General features: G+C 34.1%; 20 protein-coding genes and 1 tRNA gene. 17 read left to right on the forward strand and 4 right to left on the reverse strand.

Annotated features, from left to right (window positions below; all coding sequences use genetic code 11):
• The first annotated feature begins 20 nt into the window (after nucleotides 1-20).
• The 6 genes from PW52_RS00820 (at nucleotide 21) to PW52_RS00845 (ending at nucleotide 4,221) form a co-directional block, all read left to right on the forward strand.
• On the forward strand, nucleotides 21-713 hold the full coding sequence (locus tag PW52_RS00820; RefSeq protein WP_044631028.1) for a MotA/TolQ/ExbB proton channel family protein: 693 nt from the start codon (nucleotides 21-23) through the stop codon (nucleotides 711-713).
• Nucleotide 714: 1 nt separating this feature from the next.
• Nucleotides 715-1,107, forward strand: coding sequence for an ExbD/TolR family protein (locus tag PW52_RS00825; protein WP_044631029.1), 393 nt, complete (start codon nucleotides 715-717; stop codon nucleotides 1,105-1,107).
• A gap of 27 nt (nucleotides 1,108-1,134) precedes the next feature.
• Nucleotides 1,135-1,986, forward strand: coding sequence for an energy transducer TonB (locus PW52_RS00830; protein WP_044631030.1), 852 nt, complete (start codon nucleotides 1,135-1,137; stop codon nucleotides 1,984-1,986).
• Nucleotides 1,987-1,990: 4 nt separating this feature from the next.
• A complete protein-coding gene (locus PW52_RS00835) occupies nucleotides 1,991-3,208 on the forward strand; it encodes a bifunctional folylpolyglutamate synthase/dihydrofolate synthase (RefSeq protein WP_044631031.1) in 1,218 nt (405 codons plus the stop codon).
• Between the two features lie 64 nt (nucleotides 3,209-3,272).
• Nucleotides 3,273-3,347 (forward strand) — tRNA-Val (locus PW52_RS00840).
• A 100-nt stretch (nucleotides 3,348-3,447) separates the two neighbouring features.
• On the forward strand, nucleotides 3,448-4,221 hold the full coding sequence (locus PW52_RS00845; RefSeq protein ID WP_044631032.1) for a LuxR C-terminal-related transcriptional regulator: 774 nt from the start codon (nucleotides 3,448-3,450) through the stop codon (nucleotides 4,219-4,221).
• 141 nt (nucleotides 4,222-4,362) lie between these two features.
• Here PW52_RS00845 and PW52_RS00850 read toward each other — a convergent pair whose 3' ends face one another.
• Nucleotides 4,363-5,628 carry a UDP-N-acetylmuramoyl-tripeptide--D-alanyl-D-alanine ligase gene (locus PW52_RS00850; protein WP_044631033.1) on the reverse strand — a complete coding sequence of 422 codons (1,266 nt, stop codon included), beginning with the start codon at nucleotides 5,626-5,628 and terminating at the stop codon, nucleotides 4,363-4,365.
• An 84-nt stretch (nucleotides 5,629-5,712) separates the two neighbouring features.
• Nucleotides 5,713-7,380: a gliding motility lipoprotein GldJ gene (gene gldJ / locus PW52_RS00855; protein WP_205618104.1), complete on the reverse strand. Its 1,668-nt coding sequence runs from the start codon at nucleotides 7,378-7,380 to the stop codon at nucleotides 5,713-5,715.
• Nucleotides 7,381-7,642: 262 nt separating this feature from the next.
• On the opposite strand from gldJ, the gene porU reads away from it, so the two are divergent.
• From porU to PW52_RS00910, 11 genes are all read left to right on the forward strand, one after another.
• Nucleotides 7,643-11,506 carry a type IX secretion system sortase PorU gene (gene porU / locus PW52_RS00860; protein ID WP_044631034.1) on the forward strand — a complete coding sequence of 1,288 codons (3,864 nt, stop codon included), beginning with the start codon at nucleotides 7,643-7,645 and terminating at the stop codon, nucleotides 11,504-11,506.
• Nucleotides 11,507-11,540: 34 nt separating this feature from the next.
• Complete coding sequence (gene porV / locus PW52_RS00865) at nucleotides 11,541-12,788, forward strand: type IX secretion system outer membrane channel protein PorV (RefSeq protein WP_044631035.1); 1,248 nt, start codon at nucleotides 11,541-11,543, stop codon at nucleotides 12,786-12,788.
• Between the two features lie 85 nt (nucleotides 12,789-12,873).
• Complete coding sequence (gene cdd / locus PW52_RS00870) at nucleotides 12,874-13,356, forward strand: cytidine deaminase (protein WP_044631036.1); 483 nt, start codon at nucleotides 12,874-12,876, stop codon at nucleotides 13,354-13,356.
• 120 nt (nucleotides 13,357-13,476) lie between these two features.
• Nucleotides 13,477-14,475 carry a pyruvate dehydrogenase (acetyl-transferring) E1 component subunit alpha gene (pdhA, locus tag PW52_RS00875; protein ID WP_044631037.1) on the forward strand — a complete coding sequence of 333 codons (999 nt, stop codon included), beginning with the start codon at nucleotides 13,477-13,479 and terminating at the stop codon, nucleotides 14,473-14,475.
• Nucleotides 14,476-14,478: 3 nt separating this feature from the next.
• Nucleotides 14,479-16,089, forward strand: coding sequence for a pyruvate dehydrogenase complex dihydrolipoamide acetyltransferase (locus PW52_RS00880; RefSeq protein ID WP_044631038.1), 1,611 nt, complete (start codon nucleotides 14,479-14,481; stop codon nucleotides 16,087-16,089).
• Nucleotides 16,090-16,179: 90 nt separating this feature from the next.
• Complete coding sequence (locus tag PW52_RS00885) at nucleotides 16,180-17,115, forward strand: M28 family metallopeptidase (RefSeq protein WP_044631039.1); 936 nt, start codon at nucleotides 16,180-16,182, stop codon at nucleotides 17,113-17,115.
• Entirely contained in the window at nucleotides 17,108-17,791 is a 684-nt protein-coding gene (locus PW52_RS00890; protein WP_044631040.1) for an SDR family NAD(P)-dependent oxidoreductase, read from the forward strand. The genes PW52_RS00885 and PW52_RS00890 overlap by 8 nt, the downstream gene beginning before the upstream one ends.
• Nucleotides 17,792-17,794: 3 nt before the next feature.
• Complete coding sequence (locus PW52_RS00895) at nucleotides 17,795-18,433, forward strand: HAD family hydrolase (RefSeq protein ID WP_044631041.1); 639 nt, start codon at nucleotides 17,795-17,797, stop codon at nucleotides 18,431-18,433.
• 6 nt (nucleotides 18,434-18,439) lie between these two features.
• Nucleotides 18,440-19,042, forward strand: coding sequence for a SprT-like domain-containing protein (locus PW52_RS00900; RefSeq protein WP_044631042.1), 603 nt, complete (start codon nucleotides 18,440-18,442; stop codon nucleotides 19,040-19,042).
• A gap of 26 nt (nucleotides 19,043-19,068) precedes the next feature.
• Nucleotides 19,069-20,148, forward strand: coding sequence for a mannose-1-phosphate guanylyltransferase (locus PW52_RS00905; protein WP_044631043.1), 1,080 nt, complete (start codon nucleotides 19,069-19,071; stop codon nucleotides 20,146-20,148).
• 6 nt (nucleotides 20,149-20,154) lie between these two features.
• The gene (locus tag PW52_RS00910; RefSeq protein ID WP_044631044.1) at nucleotides 20,155-21,627 is read left to right on the forward strand and encodes a DUF389 domain-containing protein; all 1,473 of its coding nucleotides are present in this window, start codon (nucleotides 20,155-20,157) and stop codon (nucleotides 21,625-21,627) included.
• Here the strand turns inward: PW52_RS00910 and PW52_RS00915 are convergent.
• On the reverse strand, nucleotides 21,624-22,391 hold the full coding sequence (locus tag PW52_RS00915) for an ABC transporter ATP-binding protein (protein ID WP_044631045.1): 768 nt from the start codon (nucleotides 22,389-22,391) through the stop codon (nucleotides 21,624-21,626). The genes PW52_RS00910 and PW52_RS00915 overlap by 4 nt on opposite strands.
• Complete coding sequence (locus tag PW52_RS00920; protein WP_044631046.1) at nucleotides 22,391-23,128, reverse strand: MlaE family ABC transporter permease; 738 nt, start codon at nucleotides 23,126-23,128, stop codon at nucleotides 22,391-22,393. Before PW52_RS00920 ends, PW52_RS00915 begins: the two co-directional genes overlap by 1 nt.
• Nucleotides 23,129-23,172 lie beyond the last annotated feature (44 nt).

The raw sequence follows: 23,172 nt of genomic DNA on the forward strand, positions 1-23,172 counted from the left end.
AATTAAGTAATTTATAACCTATGATTATACAAGAAGTTCAAGATGGTGCAGAAGCACTAGCTGATGGAGAATCGGTAGAGAAAACCCTCTCGATAATAGAATTAATAAGTAGCGGAGGCGTTGGTGGCCAAATAATTATCGCTATTTTATTTTTACTTTTAGTAGTGGCAATTTATATTTATTTTGAACGCATTTTCGCAATAAAAGCAGCGTCAAATGTCGATGCGAATTTTATGAACCAAATAAAAGATCATGTAAGTAATGGTAAAATTGATTCTGCTCAAATGCTTTGTGCGCAAGTAAATACTCCAGTTTCTCGTCTAATAGCTAAAGGTATTTCTAGAATTGGTAAACCTTTGGCAGATATTAATACGGCCATTGAAAATGCCGGAAGATTAGAAATTTACGGTCTTGAAAAAAACGTAAGTATTTTAGCAACCATTTCTGGTGCAGCTCCAATGATAGGGTTTTTAGGAACAGTTACTGGTATGATTCTTGCAATTTTCGAATTAGCTAATGCCGGTGGTACTATTGAAATGGATGTGCTTGCTGGTGGTTTGTACACCGCTATGACGACTACTGTTGCTGGTTTAATAGTTGGTATTGTTGCTTATATGGCTTATAACCACTTGGTGGTTAGAACCGATAAAGTAGTGTATCAAATGGAAGCGAATTCGTTAGAATTTTTAGATCTGTTAAACGAACCAACATAGTATGAATTTTAGAGGTAGAAATAAAGTAACACCAGAATTCAATATGTCTTCTATGACAGATATTGTATTCTTGTTACTTATCTTTTTTATGATTGCTTCAACGTTGGTAACTACAAATGCTATCGATATTATTTTACCAAAAGCTAGTGGTAAAACCGAAAACAAACGCTCTGTTTCGGTAAGTATAAAAAAAGATTTAACATACTATATAGATCAAAAACGTGTAGGTGAAAGTGTTCTTGAAAATCAGTTGTTATCTGTATTGTCTAGTCAAGAACAACCAACCATTGTATTAAGGGCCGAAAAATCGGTGCCTGTGGAAAATGTGGTGAAGGTTATGGATATTGCTAATCGCAATAAATTCAAAGTCATTTTAGCCGTACAACCTAATTAATGGGTTTCAAACAGTATAGATAAAAGTATGAAGTACTTTAGAACAAAACATGAACGCAATTCGGCCAAATTAACAGCTTTAATTACTGTTATTTTGCTGTTGTTGTTATTTGTTGTGGGTACAACTTATATGGATCCTCCAGAGGAATACGGTGTAGCTGTAAATTTTGGAACAAGTAACTTTGGTAGTGGTACAGTGCAGCCAAAAGCACCTATTAAATCGGTGCCAAAGGAAATAAATGAGCCGCCACAACCTGATGTTATAAAATCTGAGCCTGCCGCAGCACCTTCTGAAGTAAAAGAAAATGTTTTAACGGCAGATAATGCTGAAGAAATTGCAATTAAAAAGCAAAAAGAAGCTCAGGCTAAAGCAAAGGCTGAGGCCGATGCAAAAGCAAAAGCGGAAGCTGAACGTATAGCCAAAGAAAAGCGCGAACAAGAAGAAAAAAAGAAAAAACTTGATGCCTTAATTGGGGGTGTAAGTAAATCTGATGGTACAAGTTCTGGTAGTGAAGGCGACGATAATAAGGTTGGAGATAAAGGCCAATTAGATGGTGACCCTTATGCGCCAAGTTATTTTGGAGGACAAGGCACCGGAAGTGGTGGTGTAGGGTATGGATTAAATGGACGCGGAAGAGCAACTTTTAAAACTCAAAAACAAGATTGTAACGAATCGGGTAGAGTAGTGGTTAAAATTACTGTTAACCAAAATGGTAATGTAGTATCTGCCGAACCTGGTGTAAAAGGAACTACAAATACAGCATCTTGTTTATTAAAACCTGCGAAAGAAATAGCACTTTCACATAAATGGCCAGCAAATTCTAATGCGCCGGCAAAACAAATAGGTTTTGTTACGGTAAACTTCAAATTAGGTCAGTAACTACATGACGTATCAAGAAACCCTTAATTGGATGTTTGCTCAACTACCGATGTATCAAAAACAAGGGAAAACAGCTTTTAAAAAAGATTTAACCAATACCATAAAATTAGCAAAACATTTAAATAACCCTGAAAAAAGGTTTAAATCTATTCATGTTGCTGGCACTAATGGTAAAGGGTCCACAAGCCATATGTTAGCATCTATTTTACAAGAAGCTGGCTATAAGGTTGGATTGTATACTTCACCTCATTTAAAAGATTTTCGAGAACGTATTAAAATTAACGGACAAGTTGTTAGCAAGCAATTTGTAATGGGTTTTATAAGACGAAATAGAGCTTTTTTTGAAGAAAATAAACTTTCCTTTTTTGAAATGACGGTTGGTATGGCTTTCGACTATTTTGCGAAGCAAAAAGTAGATATTGCCGTAGTTGAAGTTGGTATGGGAGGTCGATTAGATTCTACAAATATTATAACTCCAGAAGTTTCGGTAATTACCAATATTGGTCTCGATCATACACAGTTTTTAGGAACTACCTTAAAAGAAATAGCGGGGGAAAAAGGAGGAATAATTAAACCTAATGTGCCAGTTGTTGTTGGAGAAACCCAGAGTGAAACAACGCCTGTGTTTAAATTGTTAGCGGATAACAATAACGCTTCAATTATGTTTGCTGATGATTGCGTGACTGAAACTTTTGAATCTGACTTAAAAGGAACCTATCAAGAGAAAAATAAAAAAACAGTTGTTTGTACAGTTAGAGAACTTCTAGCTTTAGGTTATTCTATTTCAAAAGAAAATTTAAGGTCAGGGTTTTTAAGAACAATCAAAAATACAGGTTTAATGGGGAGATGGCAAATACTGCAAGAAGACCCTAAAGTGATTTGCGATACTGGTCATAATAAGGAAGGCTTAGTATATGTGATAAATCAATTGAACAATGAAACTTTTAATAAGTTGCATATAGTTTTTGGAGTTGTAAATGATAAAGATTTAAAGCCGATATTGCCTTTACTGCCAAAAGAAGCGACTTATTATTTTTGTAAGCCAGAAATTTCTCGTGGATTAAATGAAAAAGTGCTGCAAAAAATATTTAAAGATAACGACCTGCACGGCAGAACATATGAATCTGTAAATGAGTCTTATAAATCTGCATTAAAAGCAGCTAATGTAAATGATTTGATTTTTGTTGGAGGTAGTACTTTTGTTGTTGCAGAAATAATTTAAAAATTTTTTCAAAAAAGTTTTTGCAGTATTAAAAACTAGTTTATATTTGCACACCTAATTATAAGGGCGCGTAGCTCAGTTGGTTCAGAGCACTTGGTTTACACCCAAGGGGTCAGGGGTTCGAATCCCTTCGCGCCCACAAAAAAAGCTTCCGAAAATGGAAGCTTTTTTTATTTCCTCAAATTTTCTGTTTTTTAATTTAATTGTGTTTTCTTATTTTAGTATAAATCACTATTACCATGCCAACCAGTTTTATTAAAGCATCTTATAAAGAAATTTTTCAATCTTACGATAACAGACCTTCTGTAGAGAAGCATATTAATAAGTTGATAGAGTTAGATCCTTATTTACCTTACAATTCAACGTTTTTTTGCATAACCAATACTCAGGAACTTACTTTTGAATATGTGAGTAAAAATTTAACAGCTTGTTTAGGGCTGGATAGGGAAACTCTTAAAGCCGGTGGAATGAATATGTTTTGGAAACGTATGCATCCAGACGATTTGGAACAATGGTTAAACGCTTTAAATCATTTAATGGAGTTTACACTTTCTGAAATAGCTACTGAAGATCGCGAGAAAATGAGCTATACATGGAATTATAGGTTAAAAAATGCAAAAGGTGAATATGTGAATATTATTCAGAATACAACACCTTTAGAGTTTGATGCGTTTAATAAACCTATTATTGGCTTAGCTCATTATACTGTTTTAGATAGTAATATTTATATGGAGATTTGTGCTTCGGCAAAAATGCTTAATGCAAAAAATGAATACGAAACTAAATACTTTAGTAATTTTTCTAAAAAATTACTTTCTGACGGTGTTAGTAATAGAGAACGTGACGTTATCAGGTTGTTAATTTTAAAGCATACGAGTAAGGAAATAGCTATTAAGCTTGGTATTAGCCATAATACAGTGGATACTCATAGAAGAAATATAATGAAAAAACTTAATGTGTCTTCTACAGGAGAACTTGTGGGTTTATTAAAAGTAAATAAGTACTTTATATAAAAAAATGGCTTAAATACTCAATTTGAGTATTGCGTAGTTAAAATGTTTAAAAGATATTTGTATTGCTATTAATTATAGTTCTTAGGGAGAATTTTTTTGAAGTGCCTGTTTAATTTTTTAATTGAACAGGCATTCGTTCTTTTATAAAAGGTCTAAAATACGTTCTAAAGCCATTCCTCTAGAGCCTTTAATAAGTATAGTGGAAGGTTTTAGTTTATTAAAGTTAAATACTAATTTAAAGTCATTGAAAGATTTAAATTTTGGATATATAGATTCTGTTTTGAAAAAGTTCTCACCTATAAAAATAACATAATCTATATTTAAATTTGATGCTAAATTCGCAATATTTTGATGCTCTATTTCTGCTTCATTACCTAATTCAAACATATCACCTAATATAGCCATGGTTTTACCCTTTTGTTTCTCAAAATTTAAAAGGGCAGCATGCATACTACTTGGATTAGCATTATATGCGTCTAAAATGATTTTATGATTATCCTTTTGAATAATTTGAGATCTGTTATTATTAGGAATATAGTTTTCAATGGCTTGTTTAATGTTGTTATTTGATACGTTAAAATGTTTGCCAATGGTTATGGCCGCTGCTATATTATTGAAGTTGTAGTCTCCAATTAACCGACTGTTTATTTTAAGACTTTCAAATCTACATGAAACAAAAGGGTTAGCCTCAATAAATTCAATGTTTACTAGGGCATTGGTTTTACCAAAAGTTATGGTATTTGCAGTTTTTGTTTTTTCAACTTGAATAGCATCATTAGAATTAACAAAAACAGTTTTATTATTTTTAATTAAATAAGCATACATTTCACTTTTTCCTTTTATAACACCATCAACGCCTCCAAAACCTTCTAAATGAGCTTTTCCAAAGTTGGTTATATAGCCGTAGTCGGGTTTTGTAATGTTGCAAAGAAACTCTATTTCTTTTTGATGATTGGCGCCCATTTCAACAATACCCATTTCGGTACTTTTATTCATAGATAATAACGTAAGCGGCACACCGATGTGATTGTTTAAGTTTCCGGTCGTTGCTGTAGTGCTGTATTTTTGTTTTAAAACAATATTAATTAACTCCTTAGTTGTAGTTTTACCATTGCTGCCTGTCAAGGCTATTATAGGAATCTTTAAATAGTTTCTGTGGTATGTGGCAAGGGCTTGAAGTGTTTGTAGGGTATTGTTTACCAAAATGCACTTATCAGAAATATTATATTCAGCCTCATCAATTATTGCGAATTTTGCTCCTAAACTTAGGGCTTTTGCGGCATAAATATTGCCATTAAAATTGTCGCCTTTAAGGGCGAAAAACATATCGTTTGTTGTTATTTTTCGAGTGTCTGTGCTTGCAGAATTACAAGTTAAAAATAATTGATGAAGTTTAGCTATTTCCAAGTTTGTTGATCTTTTGTTGAATTAAAAGTATAAAAAAAGTCCTAACAATTTGTTAGGACTTTAAAATTTTATTTAAACTAAAATTTAATTTTTTGTTTTATTTTTTCCTTTGCTTTTAGAGCCTACACGAGACATAGCACATCTGAATCCAATATAATCTGTTGCCATATCTTGTGGGAAGAAACGACGTTGAGCAGGGTCTAACCAATACTCTCTATCTTTCCATGAGCCTCCTTTGTAAACTCTTACTTCATCATTAATTAATGAGTTACGGCCATTAGCTTTGTCGTTTTCTCTAATTAATTCACCATTTTCAATACGTGTGTTGTGACGTGGAGCATTATACATTTCACTTGTTTTGCCCTCATCTTCAAAATTACCAAATTCTCTTGATGATCGTCTGTCACCATCTCTAAAGTTAATTTCATTACTTTTATCGAAGTTAGTGCGTAAATAAGTTTCGTTTTCATCAATAGGAACTTGTAAAATTTCACCAGGTAAATTTCTAGCAATTACTTTTCCATTAGAAAGCGTATCGTAAACAATATCATCGGTAGTAATAACTTTTACTGTACCATCTTCATTTAGAGCGTTTTTAGTATAAACGTTACCACGATAGTAGTTAAAGTCGTTAAATTCATCATCAACAATTGGTCTGTAAACATCTGCAACCCATTCAGCAACATTACCAGCCATATCATATAATCCAAAATCGTTTGGTTCATAAGACTTAACTGCGTTTGTTATATCTGCGCCATCATCAGACCAGCCTGCTATACCGCCATAGTCTCCTTTTCCTTGTTTGAAATTTGCCATTTGGTCTCCACGAATTTTACGTTTTCCAGATCGAGTATATTGACCATCCCAAGGATATTTTTTACGACCTCGGTACATGTTATAGCTTCTTAATTCACTTAAACCTAATGCTGCATATTCCCATTCGGTTTCGGTTGGGAGTCTGTATTTTGGTGCAAATAAACCTGTCTCGCGAGTTGCGTATATATTTGATTCGTTGCCATCAGCATCAGTGCGAACATAGCGTTTATTTTTGCGTTCGTCGTTTATTATTTCTTCGTTACCTCCATAAGTCATGGTAGGCGCGTTTATATAAGTGTCTGTGCTAAACGTTTGGTCAGAATTGACATCGGTTACTTTGGCATCACGCTTTAAAAACCCTGCTTGTTCCAAGTTATATTCGTTAACACGGTCTGAACGCCAATTAGCGAATTCAACAGCTTGAATCCAGCTTACACCAACTACTGGATATTCACCATAACCTGGGTGACGTAAGTAGTTTTCTGTCATTACTTCGTTAAATCCTAAACGGTTTCTCCAAACTAATGTATCTGGTAAGGCTCCTTCGTAAATGGCTTTAAAGTGATCTTCAGATGGTGGATAGACGCGTTTAATCCAATCTAAGTATTCCATGTACATAGCATTGGTAACTTCGGTTTCGTCCATATAAAAAGATTGAACATGTTGCTGATTAGGACTGTTATTCCAATCATGCATTACATCGTCTTGAACTTGCCCTTTGGTAAAAGTTCCTCCTTCTATAAAGACTAAACCCGGCGCCGTTTCCTGCTCTTTGAAATCAGAGTTGTACTGAAACCCACCTTTTTTATCGTTAATAGCCCATCCAGTTGCGCGAGAACTATTTTTTGAGCTGGAAGATTTTTTACAACTTGTTGCGAATATAGTAATTGCCATAACTACTATAATCTTGAATGCCATTACTTTTTTCATATCCATACGTTTAAGTAAGCTAATATTATTTTTGGTGCTGCAATATAGCAATTTAACCTAACAAACCAAGTTATTTTATGCATTTTATCCAAAAAATTATGTATTTCACCTTGTTTTTTATACACTACAACGATGATTTTACTGTTTTTTGTCGTTGTTTTGTGTTGTATAAACGACGGTTTTACTAATTTATTATTGTATTTTTGAACTTGTTTAAAAATTGTTGCGAATTTAATACTAACGTATTTCTAAACGCGTTTATTTATTAATGAAAAAGAGAATTTTTATTGTGTTGCTTCTTTTAACAGGAGTAATTTATAGTCAACAAAAAAAATATACTATTACTTGGGGTGAAAATAAAACACTTACAGGCGATAGTTTTGTTAAAGAATTTCCGGGTTTTAACGAAGCGAATTTTTCGTTTAGTTTTAATGAAGGTTTGTTTTTTGTAGATCAATGGGAAACCAATTCGTTAATAAATGAAGCTTCAGTTTCTGTAACTCAGGTAATTTATGCATCTATTTCTAAAACCGAATTAAAAGATCTTAACGAGCAACTAATTCCAACTAAATTAAAATTTACTTTAAAAAATGCAAATGCTAGAACTAAGCATTATGCTTATTTTCAAATCTCGCCTATAATTAAAGATGGTAAAGGCAACTTTAAAAAAGTTATCTCATTTCAATTAAATTATAGTTTAGGTGCTACAGGTAGATCTAGCTTTAATAAAAGCTTTAGTGATTTTAAAGGCTTGTCTAATTCTGTGCTTAACTCGGGAGAATGGTATAAGTTTTATGTGGATACTACAGGGGTTTTTAAGTTGTCTCGTAGTTTTTTACAGCGTTTAGGGGTTAATGTAAATAGTGTAGATCCTCGAACTATTAAACTTTACGGTTATGGCGGAGCCATGGTCCCTTATGCTAATGCTACCGAATATCCTACCGATGTACCCGAGAATGCTATTAAGTTTGTTGGAGAAGAAGACGGCAGCTTCGATAGTAGCGATTACATTTTATTTTATGCAAAAGGACCAAACGGTTATAACAGTGAAAGCCAAACGCACATTAATTGCTATAACGATAAAACCTATTATTATATTAATGTTAGTTCGGGGAACGGTAAACGCATGTCGCAAATGGCGCAGCCAATCGAAACACCTAGCTTAATTATAGATACGTTCGAAGATTATCAATATCATGAAACAGACGATTATAACCTAGTTTCCGTAGGAAGGCGCTGGTTTGGAGATAGGTTTGATGTTGAAACAAGTAAAACCTTCGAGTTCGATTTTCCAGGTTTAGTAACCACAACTCCGATACAATTTTCTGTAAAAGTTGCTGCCGTATCCTCAAGTACTAGTAGCATGGAGGTGTCTTTAAATGGAAGTTCAATTACTAATTTGTCGCTTTCGCAAATATCGTCTCCTATTTTAGCAAGTGGAGCTTCATATAATAGTAGCTTTACTGTTAATTCTTCAACAGTTTCGGTAACCTTAAATTATGATAAAGGAAGTAATCCTAGTGCTGTAGGTTATCTCGATTATATTTCAATCAAGGCACTACGAAATCTCGCATTCAACGGTAAACAATTTCAGTTTGAAAATAGTGCTGTAGTTTCAAATTCTGGAGTCGGGCAATACAATATATCTAATGCTAATCAAGTTTCAGAAATTTGGGAAATAACAGATTTATATAATGTAACTACTGTAAGTAATTCCGAAAATAGCTCAGATTTTAGTTTTCTTTCAACCCTTGGTAGTTTAAAAACATTTGTAGCTGTTGCACCTCAAGATTATTATGAACCTAGTTTTGATTCTGATACTCGTGTTGTAAATCAAAATTTAAAAGGCACCATATTTAACAATAACTCTGGTGTATTCCAAGATATAGATTATATAATAATTGCACCGTTAAATATGTTAAGTCAAGCCCAACGATTGGCAACAATAAACGAAACGCAATATGGCTTAAATGTTAAGGTGATTAATTTAAATGAAATTTACACCGAGTTTAGCACCGGTAATCCAGATGTTGGCGCTATTCGAAATTTTGTAAAATATGTTTATAACAATGCTAGTACAATAGAAAACAGATTAAAATATCTGTGTCTATTTGGCGATAGTTCATACGATTACAAAGACCGCGTTTCTAACAATACAAATATTGTCCCGTCGTGGCATGCTTATAATAGTTTTAGCTTAACAAATTCATTTATTTCTGATGATTTTTACGGTTTAATGGACGAGAATGAAGGTAATTTAGCCACAAGCGATAAGTTAGATATTGCTACAGGTAGAATACTTGCAGATACGCCACAAAGAGCGGTTGAACTGGTTGATAAAATAGAAAATTATTATAGTAAAGAAGCTTTTGGAGGCTGGCGAAATAATTATGTGGTAATTTCGGATGATGTAGATGAAGATTGGGAAGGCCTTTTACAAGAAACTACCGATAATATTGGAGATTTAGTTTCCGAAGAAAAACCTTTTATTAACGTAACTAAAATTCACTCCGATGCTTTTCAGCAAGAAACATCGGCAGGAGGAGAACGCTACCCCGAAGTTACCACCGAAATTGCTAACGCTATCGAAAACGGTGCTTTAGTTGTAAATTATTTTGGACACGGTGGTGAAGACGGGCTTGCAAGCGAGCTGCTGTTGCAAAAGCCCGATATAAATAGTCTTCGTAATTCGTTTAAGTACAATTGTTTTGTAACGGTAACTTGCGAATTTACACGTTTCGATAATCCACATCGTGAAACGGCTGGAGAGTTTACCTATTGGAATGCCGATGCCGGGGCCATTGGTTTAATTACAACTACACGTCAAATATTTGTGAGTTTTGCAATAAACTTTAATAACACTTTAGGGCAATATTTGTTTTCTTATAACGATGATGATGAATATGGCGATTATGAATATCCGTCAATTGCAGAAGCTTTACGTTTAGCAAAAATCGATCCTGCAGTAACCAGTGCCAGCCAAAAAAGACTCATATTTTTTATTGGCGATCCAGCAATGAAGCTGGCCTTTCCTCAGCCAAATATTCGACTAACAAAAATTAACGATGTGCCTATTGCGCAAACAACCGATACTTTAAAAGCCTTAAGTTATGTTAAGTTGGCTGGAGAAGTTACCGATTTGTCTGGTAACTTATTGAATAATTATAATGGTACATTATCAACAACCATTTTCGATAAAGGAATAGAGCGAGAAACCTTAGCGAACGACGGCACTAGATTAAACGGAGAATTAGTTAAATTAGATTTTACAACCTTAGGAGAAATTATTTTTAGAGGACAAGCTGTTGTTACCAATGGCGAATTTGAATTCGATTTTATTGTACCAAAAGATATTGGAATTCCAGTAGGTTATGGTAAAGTAAGCTTTTATGCAAAAAATGAAGCCTTAACCGAAGATCAAACAGGAGCTAGCGTAAACACGGTGCGTATTGGCGGCTTAAACGAAAATGCACCCGAAGACAACACAGGGCCATTAATAAGTTTGTTTATGAACGATGACAGCTTTGTTTCTGGCGGTATAACAAACGAGAGTCCTACATTATTAGTTAAGTTAGAAGATTTAAACGGAATTAATACAGCAAGTGGTGTTGGCCACGATATAAAAGCTGTTTTAGATGGCGATGAAACCAACCCTTATATATTAAATAGTTATTATCAAACCGATGTAAACGATTATACAAAAGGCAAAATTGCTTATGCGTTTCGAGATTTAGAACCCGGTTTACACACTTTAACTATTACCGCTTGGGATGTTTATAATAATTCATCAACCGCAGAAATTCAATTTATTGTTTTCGACGAGAACGAGCAGTTGGTCGTAAATAATGTGCTAAATTATCCAAATCCATTCGTAAATTACACAGAATTTTGGTTTAACCACAATAGTTCGCAGGCTTTAGACGTTTCTATACAAATATTTACCGTTTCGGGTAAACTTGTGCGAACATTAAATGGTCAAACCACAAGTACTTTGTCTCGAGATATAGTTTGGGATGGTCGCGACGATTTTGGCGATAAAATTGGAAAAGGCGTGTATATTTATAAATTAAAAGTGCATTCAAACCTATTAAATAAAACAGTTGAAAAAATTGAAAAACTTGTTATACTCTAATAAAAACATATATTTGTTAACTAAACCTACATTTATGAAGAATCAAATACTACTTTTCTTATCGTTTGTTTTTGTGGTTAATACGAATAGTTTTGCCCAAGAAACTACAGAAATAGTACCTTACGAAAACGATTCACGAGTAATAACCACAGGTATTCCTTTTGTACTTATAGCGTCCGATGCGCGCGCAGCCAGTTTAGGGGATATGGGGGTTGCTACCAGCGTTGATGCTTTTTCTCAAGCATGGAACCCATCAAAATATGCATTTTCCGAGACCCAATCAGGCGTTGGTGTTAGTTATACGCCTTATTTAAGTAAACTGGTTAACGATATTTTCTTAGGGAATTTAACCTATTTTAATCGTTTCGACGAACGAAGTGCTTTTTCGGCAAGTTTAAAGTACTTTTCTTTAGGTGATATTGAGTTTGTAAACGACGAGTTTTCCGAAGCATTAGTACAAAGACCAAACGAATTTTCAATCGATGCAGGATACGGTTTAAGATTGTCCGATCAGTTTGCAATGTCTGTAGCTATGCGTTTTTTAGTTTCAGATTTACGATTGGATGATGGTAGCGGAAACACCGATGGTGCGAGCACTTTTGGTGTCGATATTTCTGGATATTATCAAGGTGAAGAAGAAGCTTATAATAGTTTTAATGGTAGATGGCGCGGTGGTTTCGCTATCCAAAACATTGGACCAAAATTTAAATATACCGAAGGCGGACAAGAAAATTTTCAACCAACAACCCTGCGTTTAGGAGGTGGTTTCGATTTTATTTTCGACGATTATAATAAAATTGCAGTTACTGCCGAAGTTACAAAGCTTTTAGTGCCAACACCACCAAAATACGGTGTAGAATATGTATTTGATGATTTAAATGGAAATGGAACTTACGAAGAAGATGAAGACGATCTAATTAGTGAAACCGAAAACGTTATTTATCAAGGTCAATCAAACGATGTTGGTTTCTTATCAGGGATTTTTCAATCTTTTGGCGATGCACCAGGTGGTTTTAGTGAAGAATTAAACGAGTTTACTTGGGCATTAAGTGCCGAATATCAATACCAAGATTCTTTTGCGTTTAGAGCTGGTTATTTTAATGAGGCCGAAGACAAAGGAGCACGTAAATTTTTAGCATTAGGAGCTGGTTTTAAGGCAAATATTGTAAATATAGACTTGTCGTATTTATTCTCTGCCTCGAAAGTTCAAAGTCCGTTAGAGGGTACTTTGCGTTTTTCATTAAGCTTCAACATTGGTGAGGGGGCTTATGTAGAGTATTAAAAATCTTAACATATAAATGAAATAAAAAAACTATTGTCTTTGGCAGTAGTTTTTTATTTAAACAAGATTATAAGTACATTTGAGTATGAAGGAAATATCAATAGAATCTAAATTATTTATTTTCGATAATTTAGAGGCGCTTCCCGAGCAAGTTTATAAGTTAATGCTTAAAGCTGTGGAAGCCAGAAAAAAAGCCTATGCACCTTACTCTCAATTTCATGTTGGTGCTGCTTTGTTGTTAGATAATGGCGAAATTATTTTAGGAAATAATCAAGAAAACGCATCTTATCCGTCCGGCTTATGTGCCGAACGTACTGCAATTTATTATGCAGGCGCACAATTTCCAGAGGCTAAAATACTTCAAATGGCAATTTCGGCAGGTTCATTAAAAAAAGAAACCACAGTGCCAATTCCACCATGTGGGGCTTGTAGACAAGCTATAGCAGAATATGAAATCAAACAAAAAACACCCATAGAAATATATTTTATGGGACATTTTGGTAAGGTTGTAAAATCGAATTCTTTAGAAAATTTATTGCCTTTAATGTTTAATAAAGAGGCATTATAATAAAATGAAGCAAAAAATTACGATTTTCGGTTTTTTCATTAATAACTAAAGTGTTACTTTTGTTACCCGCTTGTTAAAGTTTTAAAAGCAAGTAGTATTTTACTTTATAAATTAAATTAAATGCAAAAAGTCACAAAAGAGGTTTACCTTAAATGGTATGAAGACATGTTATTCTGGAGAAAGTTTGAAGACAAACTAGCTGCAGTTTATATCCAACAAAAAGTAAGAGGGTTTCTTCACTTGTACAACGGTCAAGAAGCGGTATTAGCAGGAGCTTTGCACGCTATGGATTTAACAAAGGATAAAATGATAACCGCTTACCGTAATCACGTTCAGCCTATAGGTATGGGAGTAGATCCTAAACGTGTAATGGCAGAATTATACGGTAAAGTAACTGGAACCTCGAAGGGAATGGGTGGTTCTATGCACATTTTCTCTAAAGAACATCGTTTTTATGGTGGTCATGGTATTGTTGGTGGTCAAATTCCTTTAGGGGCTGGTATTGCATTTGGTGATAAATACCATGGTGTGGATGGTGTAACACTGTGTTGCTTTGGTGACGGTGCTGCACGTCAAGGTTCTTTACACGAAAGTTTTAACTTAGCAATGCTTTGGAATTTACCAGTAGTATTTGTTTGTGAAAACAACGGTTATGCCATGGGAACATCGGTTGAAAGAACTGCAAATCACGAAGAAATTTGGAAGCTTGGTTTAGGTTACGAAATGCCTTGCGGACCTGTAGATGGTATGAATCCTGTTAAGGTTGCCGAAGCTTTTGATGAAGCAATTACGCGTGCTCGAACAGGTGGCGGACCAACTTTCTTAGAATTAAAAACCTACCGTTACAGAGGGCATTCAATGTCTGATGCACAACACTACAGAACAAAAGAAGAAGTAGAGGAATACAAAAAAATAGATCCTATTACTCAAGTTAAAGATATTTTACTTAAAAAGAAATACGCTACCGAAGAGGAAATTAAGGTTATAGATAAACGTGTAAAAGATCGCGTTGCTGAATGCGAGAAGTTTGCCGAAGAATCGCCATTCCCAGAAGTGCAACAATTATACGATGTTGTTTACGAACAAGAAGATTATCCATTTATAAAACATAAACTATAAGCAATGGCAGTAGTAGTAAATATGCCGCGTTTAAGCGACACGATGGAAGAAGGAACCGTGGCAACTTGGTTGAAAAAAGTTGGCGATAAGGTTGAAGAAGGAGATATTTTAGCAGAAATTGAAACAGATAAAGCTACCATGGAGTTTGAGTCTTTTAACGAAGGAACATTACTTCATATTGGTGTGCAAGAAGGTGAAACTACAAAAGTAGATGAACTTTTAGCAATAATAGGTGAAGCAGGTGAAGATATATCTGGTTTACTAAATGGAGGTAGTGCTCCAGTTGAGGCTCCTGTAGAAGCACCAGCGAGTGCAGAAGCAGCACCAGCCGCCGAAGCTCCTGCTCAAGAATTACCTGAAGGTGTTGTAGTTGTTACTATGCCACGTTTAAGTGATACTATGGAAGAAGGAACCGTTGCTACTTGGTTGAAAAAAGTTGGTGATACGGTTGAAGAAGGCGATATTTTAGCAGAAATAGAAACAGATAAAGCTACTATGGAATTCGAATCATTCCAATCAGGTACTTTATTAGAAATAGGTTTACAAGAAGGAGAATCGGCAAAAGTTGATTCTTTATTAGCAATAATTGGTCCTGCAGGAACAGATGTTTCTGGAGTAGCATCAGGTTTCTCTGCACCAGCAGCAAAAACTGAAGCAGCACCAAAGGCCGAAGCTCCAAAAGCTGCGGCACCGGCTGCAGCAAAAACGGAAGCTAAACCAAGTGCACCAAAACCAACGCCAGTTACAGCAAACGGACGTATTTTTGTTTCGCCATTAGCTAAAAAGTTAGCTGAAGAAAAAGGTATTAACTTAACAAAAGTTCAAGGTACTGGTGAAAACGGACGTATCGTTAAACGCGATATCGAAAATTACGAACCTGCAGCTGCAGTATCAGAAAGTGCTGCTGTTACTAGTTTTGCTGTTGCCGGAGAAGAAAAAACGGAAGAAGTTAAAAACTCTTCAATGCGTAAAGCTATTGCTAAGTCGTTAGGTAAATCTAAATTTACTGCACCACACTTCTATTTAAATATTGAAGTAGATATGGATAACGCTATTGCTTCTCGTAAAACAATAAACGCGATTCCAGATACAAAAGTGTCTTTTAACGATATGGTTGTAAAAGCTTGTGCTATGGCACTTGTAAAACACCCACAAGTAAATACTACTTGGGACGATAATGTAACTAAATTCCATAGTCATATTCACGTTGGTGTTGCAGTTGCAGTAGACGATGGTTTAGTTGTGCCAGTAATAAAACACACAAATGCGTTAAGCTTAACTCAAATTGGAGGATCTGTTCGTGACTTAGCTGGTAAAGCAAGAAACAAAAAAATTAAGCCAGATGAAATGTCTGGAAGTACATTTACAGTTTCTAACTTAGGAATGTTTGGTATTCAGAGTTTTACATCTATTATCAATCAGCCAAACTCAGCAATTTTATCGGTTGGAGCAATTGTACAAAAACCAGTTGTAAAAGATGGGCAAATAGTTGTAGGTAATACTATGATGTTAACCTTAGCATGCGACCACAGAACGGTTGATGGTGCAGTAGGTGCACAGTTTTTACAAACTTTAAAAACATTTATTGAGAACCCAGTAACTATGATTGCTTAGTTATTAAGTACTTTTTAATTTATAAAACAAAACCTGAGTCATTTATTTGATTCAGGTTTTTTTATCTTTATAACAGAAAATTATTTTAAAATGAAACATATTTTGTCGGTATTTAGCATTCTTATTTTGCTTAGTTGCTCCACATCAAAGGGACTTCAAGTTAAAAAAGATGCAGTTGAAGCAAGTTTAACATATTTAGCTTCCAATGAGTTAAACGGAAGGCAAACCGGAACACCCGGTATTGAAAAAGCGGCAACTTATATAGAATCTATTTTTAAAGATTATAAAGTGTCTACTTATTTCGAAACCTATCGAGATAGCTTTCAGCTTAAAGATATTACAGGTTATAATATAGTTGGATATTTAGAAGGAAACGACCCTAAATTAAAAGATGAATTTGTAATTCTAGGCGCACATTACGATCACATTGGAACTGCAAAAACTGTAGATGGAGATAGTATTGCTAACGGAGCTAACGATGATGCTTCAGGAACTGTGGCGGTTTTAGAATGGGCAAAATATTTCGCGAAAGCAAAAAACAATAAACGCAGTATTTTATTTACGCTTTATTCGGCCGAAGAAATGGGCTTAAAGGGCTCTGCACATTTAGCCAAAGTTTTAAAAGAACAAAATTTAAACTTATATACCATGATAAATTTTGAAATGATTGGTGTGCCAAGAACTTTTGGTAATAAATTAAGTTATTTAACAGGTTATAAAAAATCGAATATCGCTGAGAAATTAAATGCTTATGCAGGTGAATCTCTAGTCGGGTTTTTGCCGCAGGCTAAAAAGTTTAATCTGTTTAAACGTTCAGATAATTTTCCGTTTTTCAATGAGTTTAATGTGCCTGCTCATGCCATTTCGACCTTTGATTTTACCAATTTTGATTATTATCATCATGTTGACGACGAAGCTGAAAACATGGACTTTACTCACATAACCAACTTTATAAATAAAATGATTCCTGCACTTGAAGGCATGATTAATGCACCTTCAAAAGAAATAAAACTAAACGATGAGTAAAAACATAATTATTACAGGAACTAGTCGAGGTATTGGTTTCGAATTAGTTAAGCAATTTGCAAAAGCAGGTCATCATGTGTTAGCGCTTTCGAGGAATGAAAAAACTGTTCAAGATTTAAAACTTCAAAATGTAACTGCTTTTTCGTTCGATTTATCCGATGTTGAAGCCTATAAAAAAATAGAAGATTTTATATCTAAAAACTGGCAACAAGTCGATGCTTTAATAAATAATGCGGGAGCTTTGGTTAATAAACCATTTTCAGAATTAACAATGAAAGATTATGAGACTGTATACAAAACCAATGTATTTGGGGTTGCCGAATTAACTCGTGTAGTTTTACCATTTATGAAAGCGAATAGTCATGTGGTAGCCATAAGTTCTATGGGCGGCGTACAAGGCAGTTTAAAATTTCCTGGTTTAGCTGCTTACAGCTCAAGTAAAGGCGCTGTTATTACTTTAACAGAGTTACTTGCCGAAGAGTATAAAGATTCTGGTATCGCATTTAATGTACTTGCTTTGGGTGCCGTACAAACCGAAATGTTAGAAGAAGCGTTTCCAGGTTACCAAGCGCCAACAACGGCTCAAGAAATGGCAGATTATATCTTTAATTTTTCACTTACAGGACAAAAATACTATAATGGGAAACTGTTGCAAGTTTCAAATTCTACGCCTTGATTTATGAGCAAATACAAATGCATAATTTTCGATTGCGATGGTATTTTAGTCGATAGCGAAATTGTTAGCAATCAAGTTTTAGTTGATATGGCTAACGAACATGGAGCAAACATCGATTTAGAATATGCGTTTAAACATTTTAAAGGCAGTTTTATTGAAGCTTGTACCGAAAAAATAGAAACACTAGCAACAAAACCACTACTAAATAATTTTATAGATGAGTATAGAAAACGAAGCTTTGAAGCTTTTAAACAAAACATGAAACCAGTTAATGGTATTAAAGATGTACTAGAAAATTTACAGTTGCCTTTCTGTGTAGCATCCAGCGGGCCAGAAGATAAAATAAAACTCAATTTAGGTTTAACGGGCTTATTACCATTTTTTGAAGATCGCATTTTTAGTTGTTACGCTATTAATAAATGGAAACCTGATCCGTCTGTGTTTTTATGGGCAGCAGAAACCATGGGGTTTAAACCTAGCGAATGTTTAGTTATAGAAGATAGCTTATCTGGTGTAACTGCTGCAATAAATGGCGGTTTTGATGTGTTTGGTTATACCGAGCGCGATTACAAAAATGCTTTGCCAACCAAAGCCACAAAAACCTTTAGTAATATGGTAGAATTACTAAACTTAATTTCATAGAATTAATTGCAGTCTAAATTAATACATTATATACCAGAGGAAGCTTTGTCAAAAGTTTTAAAGTTATTAGATCATGATAATTTAGTGATTAAAGTAAAAGGCGAACGTAAAACCAAACATGGCGATTATAGGGCTTTACCTAACGGAAAACATCAAATTACAATAAATGCTAACTTAAATGAATACAGGTTTTTAATTACTTTAATTCATGAAATTGCTCATTTTGAAGCTTTTCAAAATTATGGTAGACAGATAAAACCACATGGATTGGAGTGGAAGCGCACGTTTCAGCATTTAATGTTGCCCTTTTTAAACCCAGAAATTTTTCCAAATCATTTACTTCCGCTTTTAGCAAATCATTTTAAAAATCCAAAAGCATCAAGCGATACAGATGTTAAATTAGCTTTATCATTAAAACAATACGATGTACCAAATAATAAAACTTATATATTTGAAGTTGCGCCAAATACCATTTTCAAAATTTATAATGGTAAAATGTTTAAAATGCTTAAAAAACGAGTTAAACGTTACGAATGTGTTGAGATTGAAACAGGAAAATTGTATCTTTTCAATCCGAATGCAGAAGTAGAAGTAATAAAGAATAAATAAACATAAAATAACTAAAATACTTTAAAATGAACAAAAATTATTATGCCATCCTAATGGCAGGTGGAGTTGGCTCTAGGTTTTGGCCGGTGAGTACTCAGGATTTTCCAAAACAATTTCACGATATGTTAGGTACTGGCGATACTTTAATTCAAAAAACATTTCAAAGACTTTCACATTTAATTCCAAAAGAAAACATATACATTTTAACCAACGAGCGTTATAACGATTTGGTTTTAGAGCAACTTCCAGAGGTTACACAAAAGCAAGTGGTTTTAGAACCTGCAATGCGTAATACAGCGCCTTGTATTTTGTACGCTTCATTAAAAATTCAAAAGGAAAATCCAGATGCGGTTATGATTGTTGCACCAAGCGACCATTGGATTGAAGATGAAGCAACATTCTCAAAAAACGTAGAACAAGCATTCGAGTTTTGTTCCGATAACGATGCGTTAATGACCTTAGGTATTCAACCAACTTTTCCAAATACAGGTTATGGTTATATTGAATTTGATAAAGCTGCCACTAACGATATAAAATCAGTAAATCAGTTTAGAGAAAAACCAGATTACGAAACGGCAAAATCGTTTATAGATCAAGGAAATTTTTTATGGAATGCCGGGATATTTATGTGGAGTGCTAAAAGTGTGGTGAAAGCTTTTGAAAGTAATCAACCAGAACTGTACAAGCATTTTGAAGCTGGAATTTCAGTTTATAATACCGAAGCTGAAGCAGCTTTTATAAAAGAAAATTACCCGTTAGCAGAAAACATTTCTGTAGATTATGCCATCATGGAAAAATCGAAAAATGTTTATGTAATTGCTGCTGAATTCGATTGGAACGATCTTGGTACTTGGGGGAGCTTATACGATAAATTAGGAGCTTCAGATAATGGAAATGCTGTAGTAAATGCAAGAACTTTAGTTGAAGATGCTCAAGGAAATATGATTCGTACTAAAAACGATAAAATTGTAGTTATCGATGGGTTAAATGATTATATTGTTGTAGATAAAGAAGAGGTTTTACTTATTTATCCTAAATCGAAAGAGCAAGATATTAAAAAAGTACTCCAAAAAGTAAAAGACAAGTTTGGAGAGCAATACGGTTAAAATAATATGAGTGACGAAAATAAATTTAATTTCTCTGAAGAAGAAGTTAAAAAGGAGCAAACGGTAGAACAAAGCAAAGAAGCTGTTAAAAAAGACGCTCAAGGTTTATTAAAGAGTATAAAAACCTTTTTTAGCGAGCTGCTAGATTTTCGAGACGATACCGATAGAGATGCAACCATTGCTGCTATTAAAGGAGATATTCCATTTAAAGGCGCTACTGCTTGGATTTTAGTCTGTTCTATTTTTGTCGCTTCTATTGGTTTAAATGCCAATTCAACAGCTGTTGTTATTGGAGCCATGTTAATTTCGCCACTAATGGGACCAATTTTAGGGGTGGGACTTTCTATTGCAATTAACGATATTGATACATTAAGGCGCTCGTTAATAAATTTAGCAATAATGATTGTGCTAAGTTTATTAACAGCGTTTTTATTTTTTAGGTTTTTCCCTTTAAGCGAAGATACTTCGGAGCTTTTAGGAAGGGTTAAACCAGATATTCGCGATGTACTAATTGCCTTTTTTGGTGGTTCGGCGCTAATTATTGCGAGAACAAAAAAAGGAACTATTGCTTCTGTAATATTTGGTGTTGCAATTGCCACGGCTTTAATGCCACCACTTTGTACCGCAGGTTATGGTTTAGCTAAAGCTAATTGGGAATATTTTGGGCAAGCCATGTATTTGTTTACAATAAACACCATTTTTATTGCCCTTGCTACCTTTTTAGTGCTGAAAATTTTGCGTTTTCCAATGCTTAAATACGCAAATTCTAAAAAGCGTAAACGTATAGCGCAATTAGCTACGTTAATAGCTGTACTTGTTATGATACCCGCTTCTTTTACCTTTTTTAGTGTTTATAAAGAAAGTACATTTAACCGAGATGCTATAAAATTTATTGACGCAGAATTAGGGGCTTTACCGCATGCCGAATACATTAAAAAGAATACAACCTATAAATATGGAGAAGATAGCGACGGTTTAATAGAATTAAATTCATTTGGTTTAGATGAAATTCCAGAAAGTACTATGAGTTTATTGCGCACGCGATTAGCAGAGTATCCAGCATTGGTAAAAGAAAACACAAAATTGGTTTTTAACCAAAATAGGAACTCTTCTGTAGATGGTTATAATACCATGAAACAACTCAGGTTAAGAGATTCGTTAGACTTGTTATCGCAACAGGATAAAATAGTTTATTTAGAAAATAGAGTTAAAGCTTTAGAACGACTAGAGGAAAATTATATTCCGTTTGAAGCTTTGACAAAAGAAGTTAAAATAAACTACGAAACTATTGAAGAGTTCTCGTATGCTAATGTGATAAATTCTAATTTCACAAAAACCGATACTTTAAAGGTGTTTTCTGTTAAATGGATAGATTCTTTAGCAAAAGAACCGGTTAGAATAAAGGATAAAGAAAAATTAGAAAAATGGCTTAAATTAAAGCTTAATTTAGATACTTTAGTGGTTAAAAGAATAAATTAAGAATTCTCATCTAAATACATTTTACGAACCTTTTTAAATAAATTTGAAGAATATACAAAATCGGTAACCGAGGCGTTATCCGTTTTAAATATAGTGTCTTTTGAGCCTTCCCATTCTTTTAATCCGTTTTTTAGGAATACAATTTTCTCGCCTATTTCCATAACTGAGTTCATATCGTGTGAATTAATCACCGTAGTAATTTGATATTCGTCGGTAATTTCTTGAATTAAATTGTCGATAACGATTGCTGTTTTCGGATCTAAACCAGAGTTTGGTTCATCACAAAATAGATATTTAGGGTTATTAACTATCGCACGAGCAATGGCAACACGTTTTTGCATACCACCAGAAGCTTCACTAGGCATTTTGTTGTGAGCATCAGGAAGATTAACACGTTTTAAAACAAAATTTACACGATCTTCCATTTCACTTTTACTTTGTTTTGTAAACATTTTTAAAGGAAACATCACGTTTTCAGCAATCGTCATAGAATCGAATAAAGCACTACCTTGAAAAACCATACCTATTCTAGCTCTTAAATTTCGTTTTTCGTCGTCGTTTAAATTAGAAAATACATCACCATCATAAGAAATACTGCCAGATTCGTAACTAAATAAACCTAATAAGCATTTTAAAAAAACGGTTTTACCAGAGCCACTTTGCCCTATAATAAGGTTGGTTTTTCCTTTGTCGAAAGTAGTTGTAATACCTTTTAAAATATGAGCATCACCAAACGATTTATGTAAATTTTCAACTTCTATCATTAGCCTAACATCATATCGGTTAATAAATAATTAAGTAAAATTATAACCACCGATGTCCATACAAACGAGGTTGTACTCGCTTTGCCAACTTCAAGGGCCCCCCCTTTCATATAAAATCCATAATATGAAGGTATGGTGGCTAAAACAATAGCAAAAATAAAAGTTTTTATAAAAGCGTATGTAATATGAAATGTTTCAAAGTCGGTTTGAATACCAGTAATATAATCAGCCAATGAAGAATAGCCACCATAAACACATGCGGCCATACCACCTAAAATTCCTAAAAACATGGCAATACTAATTACAAAAGGGTAAAGAAGTAAAGCAATAAATTTAGGGAAAACAAGATAATTTAATGCGTTAATACCCATAACCTCTAGGGCATCAATTTGCTCGGTAACTCGCATGGTTCCTATGCTCGATGTTATAAAAGATCCCACTTTACCTGCCATTATTATTGAAATAAAAGTGGGAGCAAATTCTAAAATTACCGATTGTCTGGTAGCGAAACCAACTAAGTATTTAGGTATTAACGGGCTATCAATATTTAAAGCGGTTTGTATGGTAACAACGCCACCAACAAAAAAAGCAATAAAAGAAACAATACCTAATGAGCCAATAATTAAATCGTCAATATCTTTTAAAACGAGCTGCTTCATAACGCCCCATTTGGTGGGTTTGCGAAACATTTCGGCAATCATTAAAAAATAAGCTCCTATATTCTTTAAGTAGGTCATACTAAATATTAATAATGCTAAAGTAAAAAAACTTATGCGTATTT

It is taken from the genome of Neotamlana sedimentorum (assembly GCF_000943565.1).
GTDB lineage: Bacteria > Bacteroidota > Bacteroidia > Flavobacteriales > Flavobacteriaceae > Neotamlana > Neotamlana sedimentorum.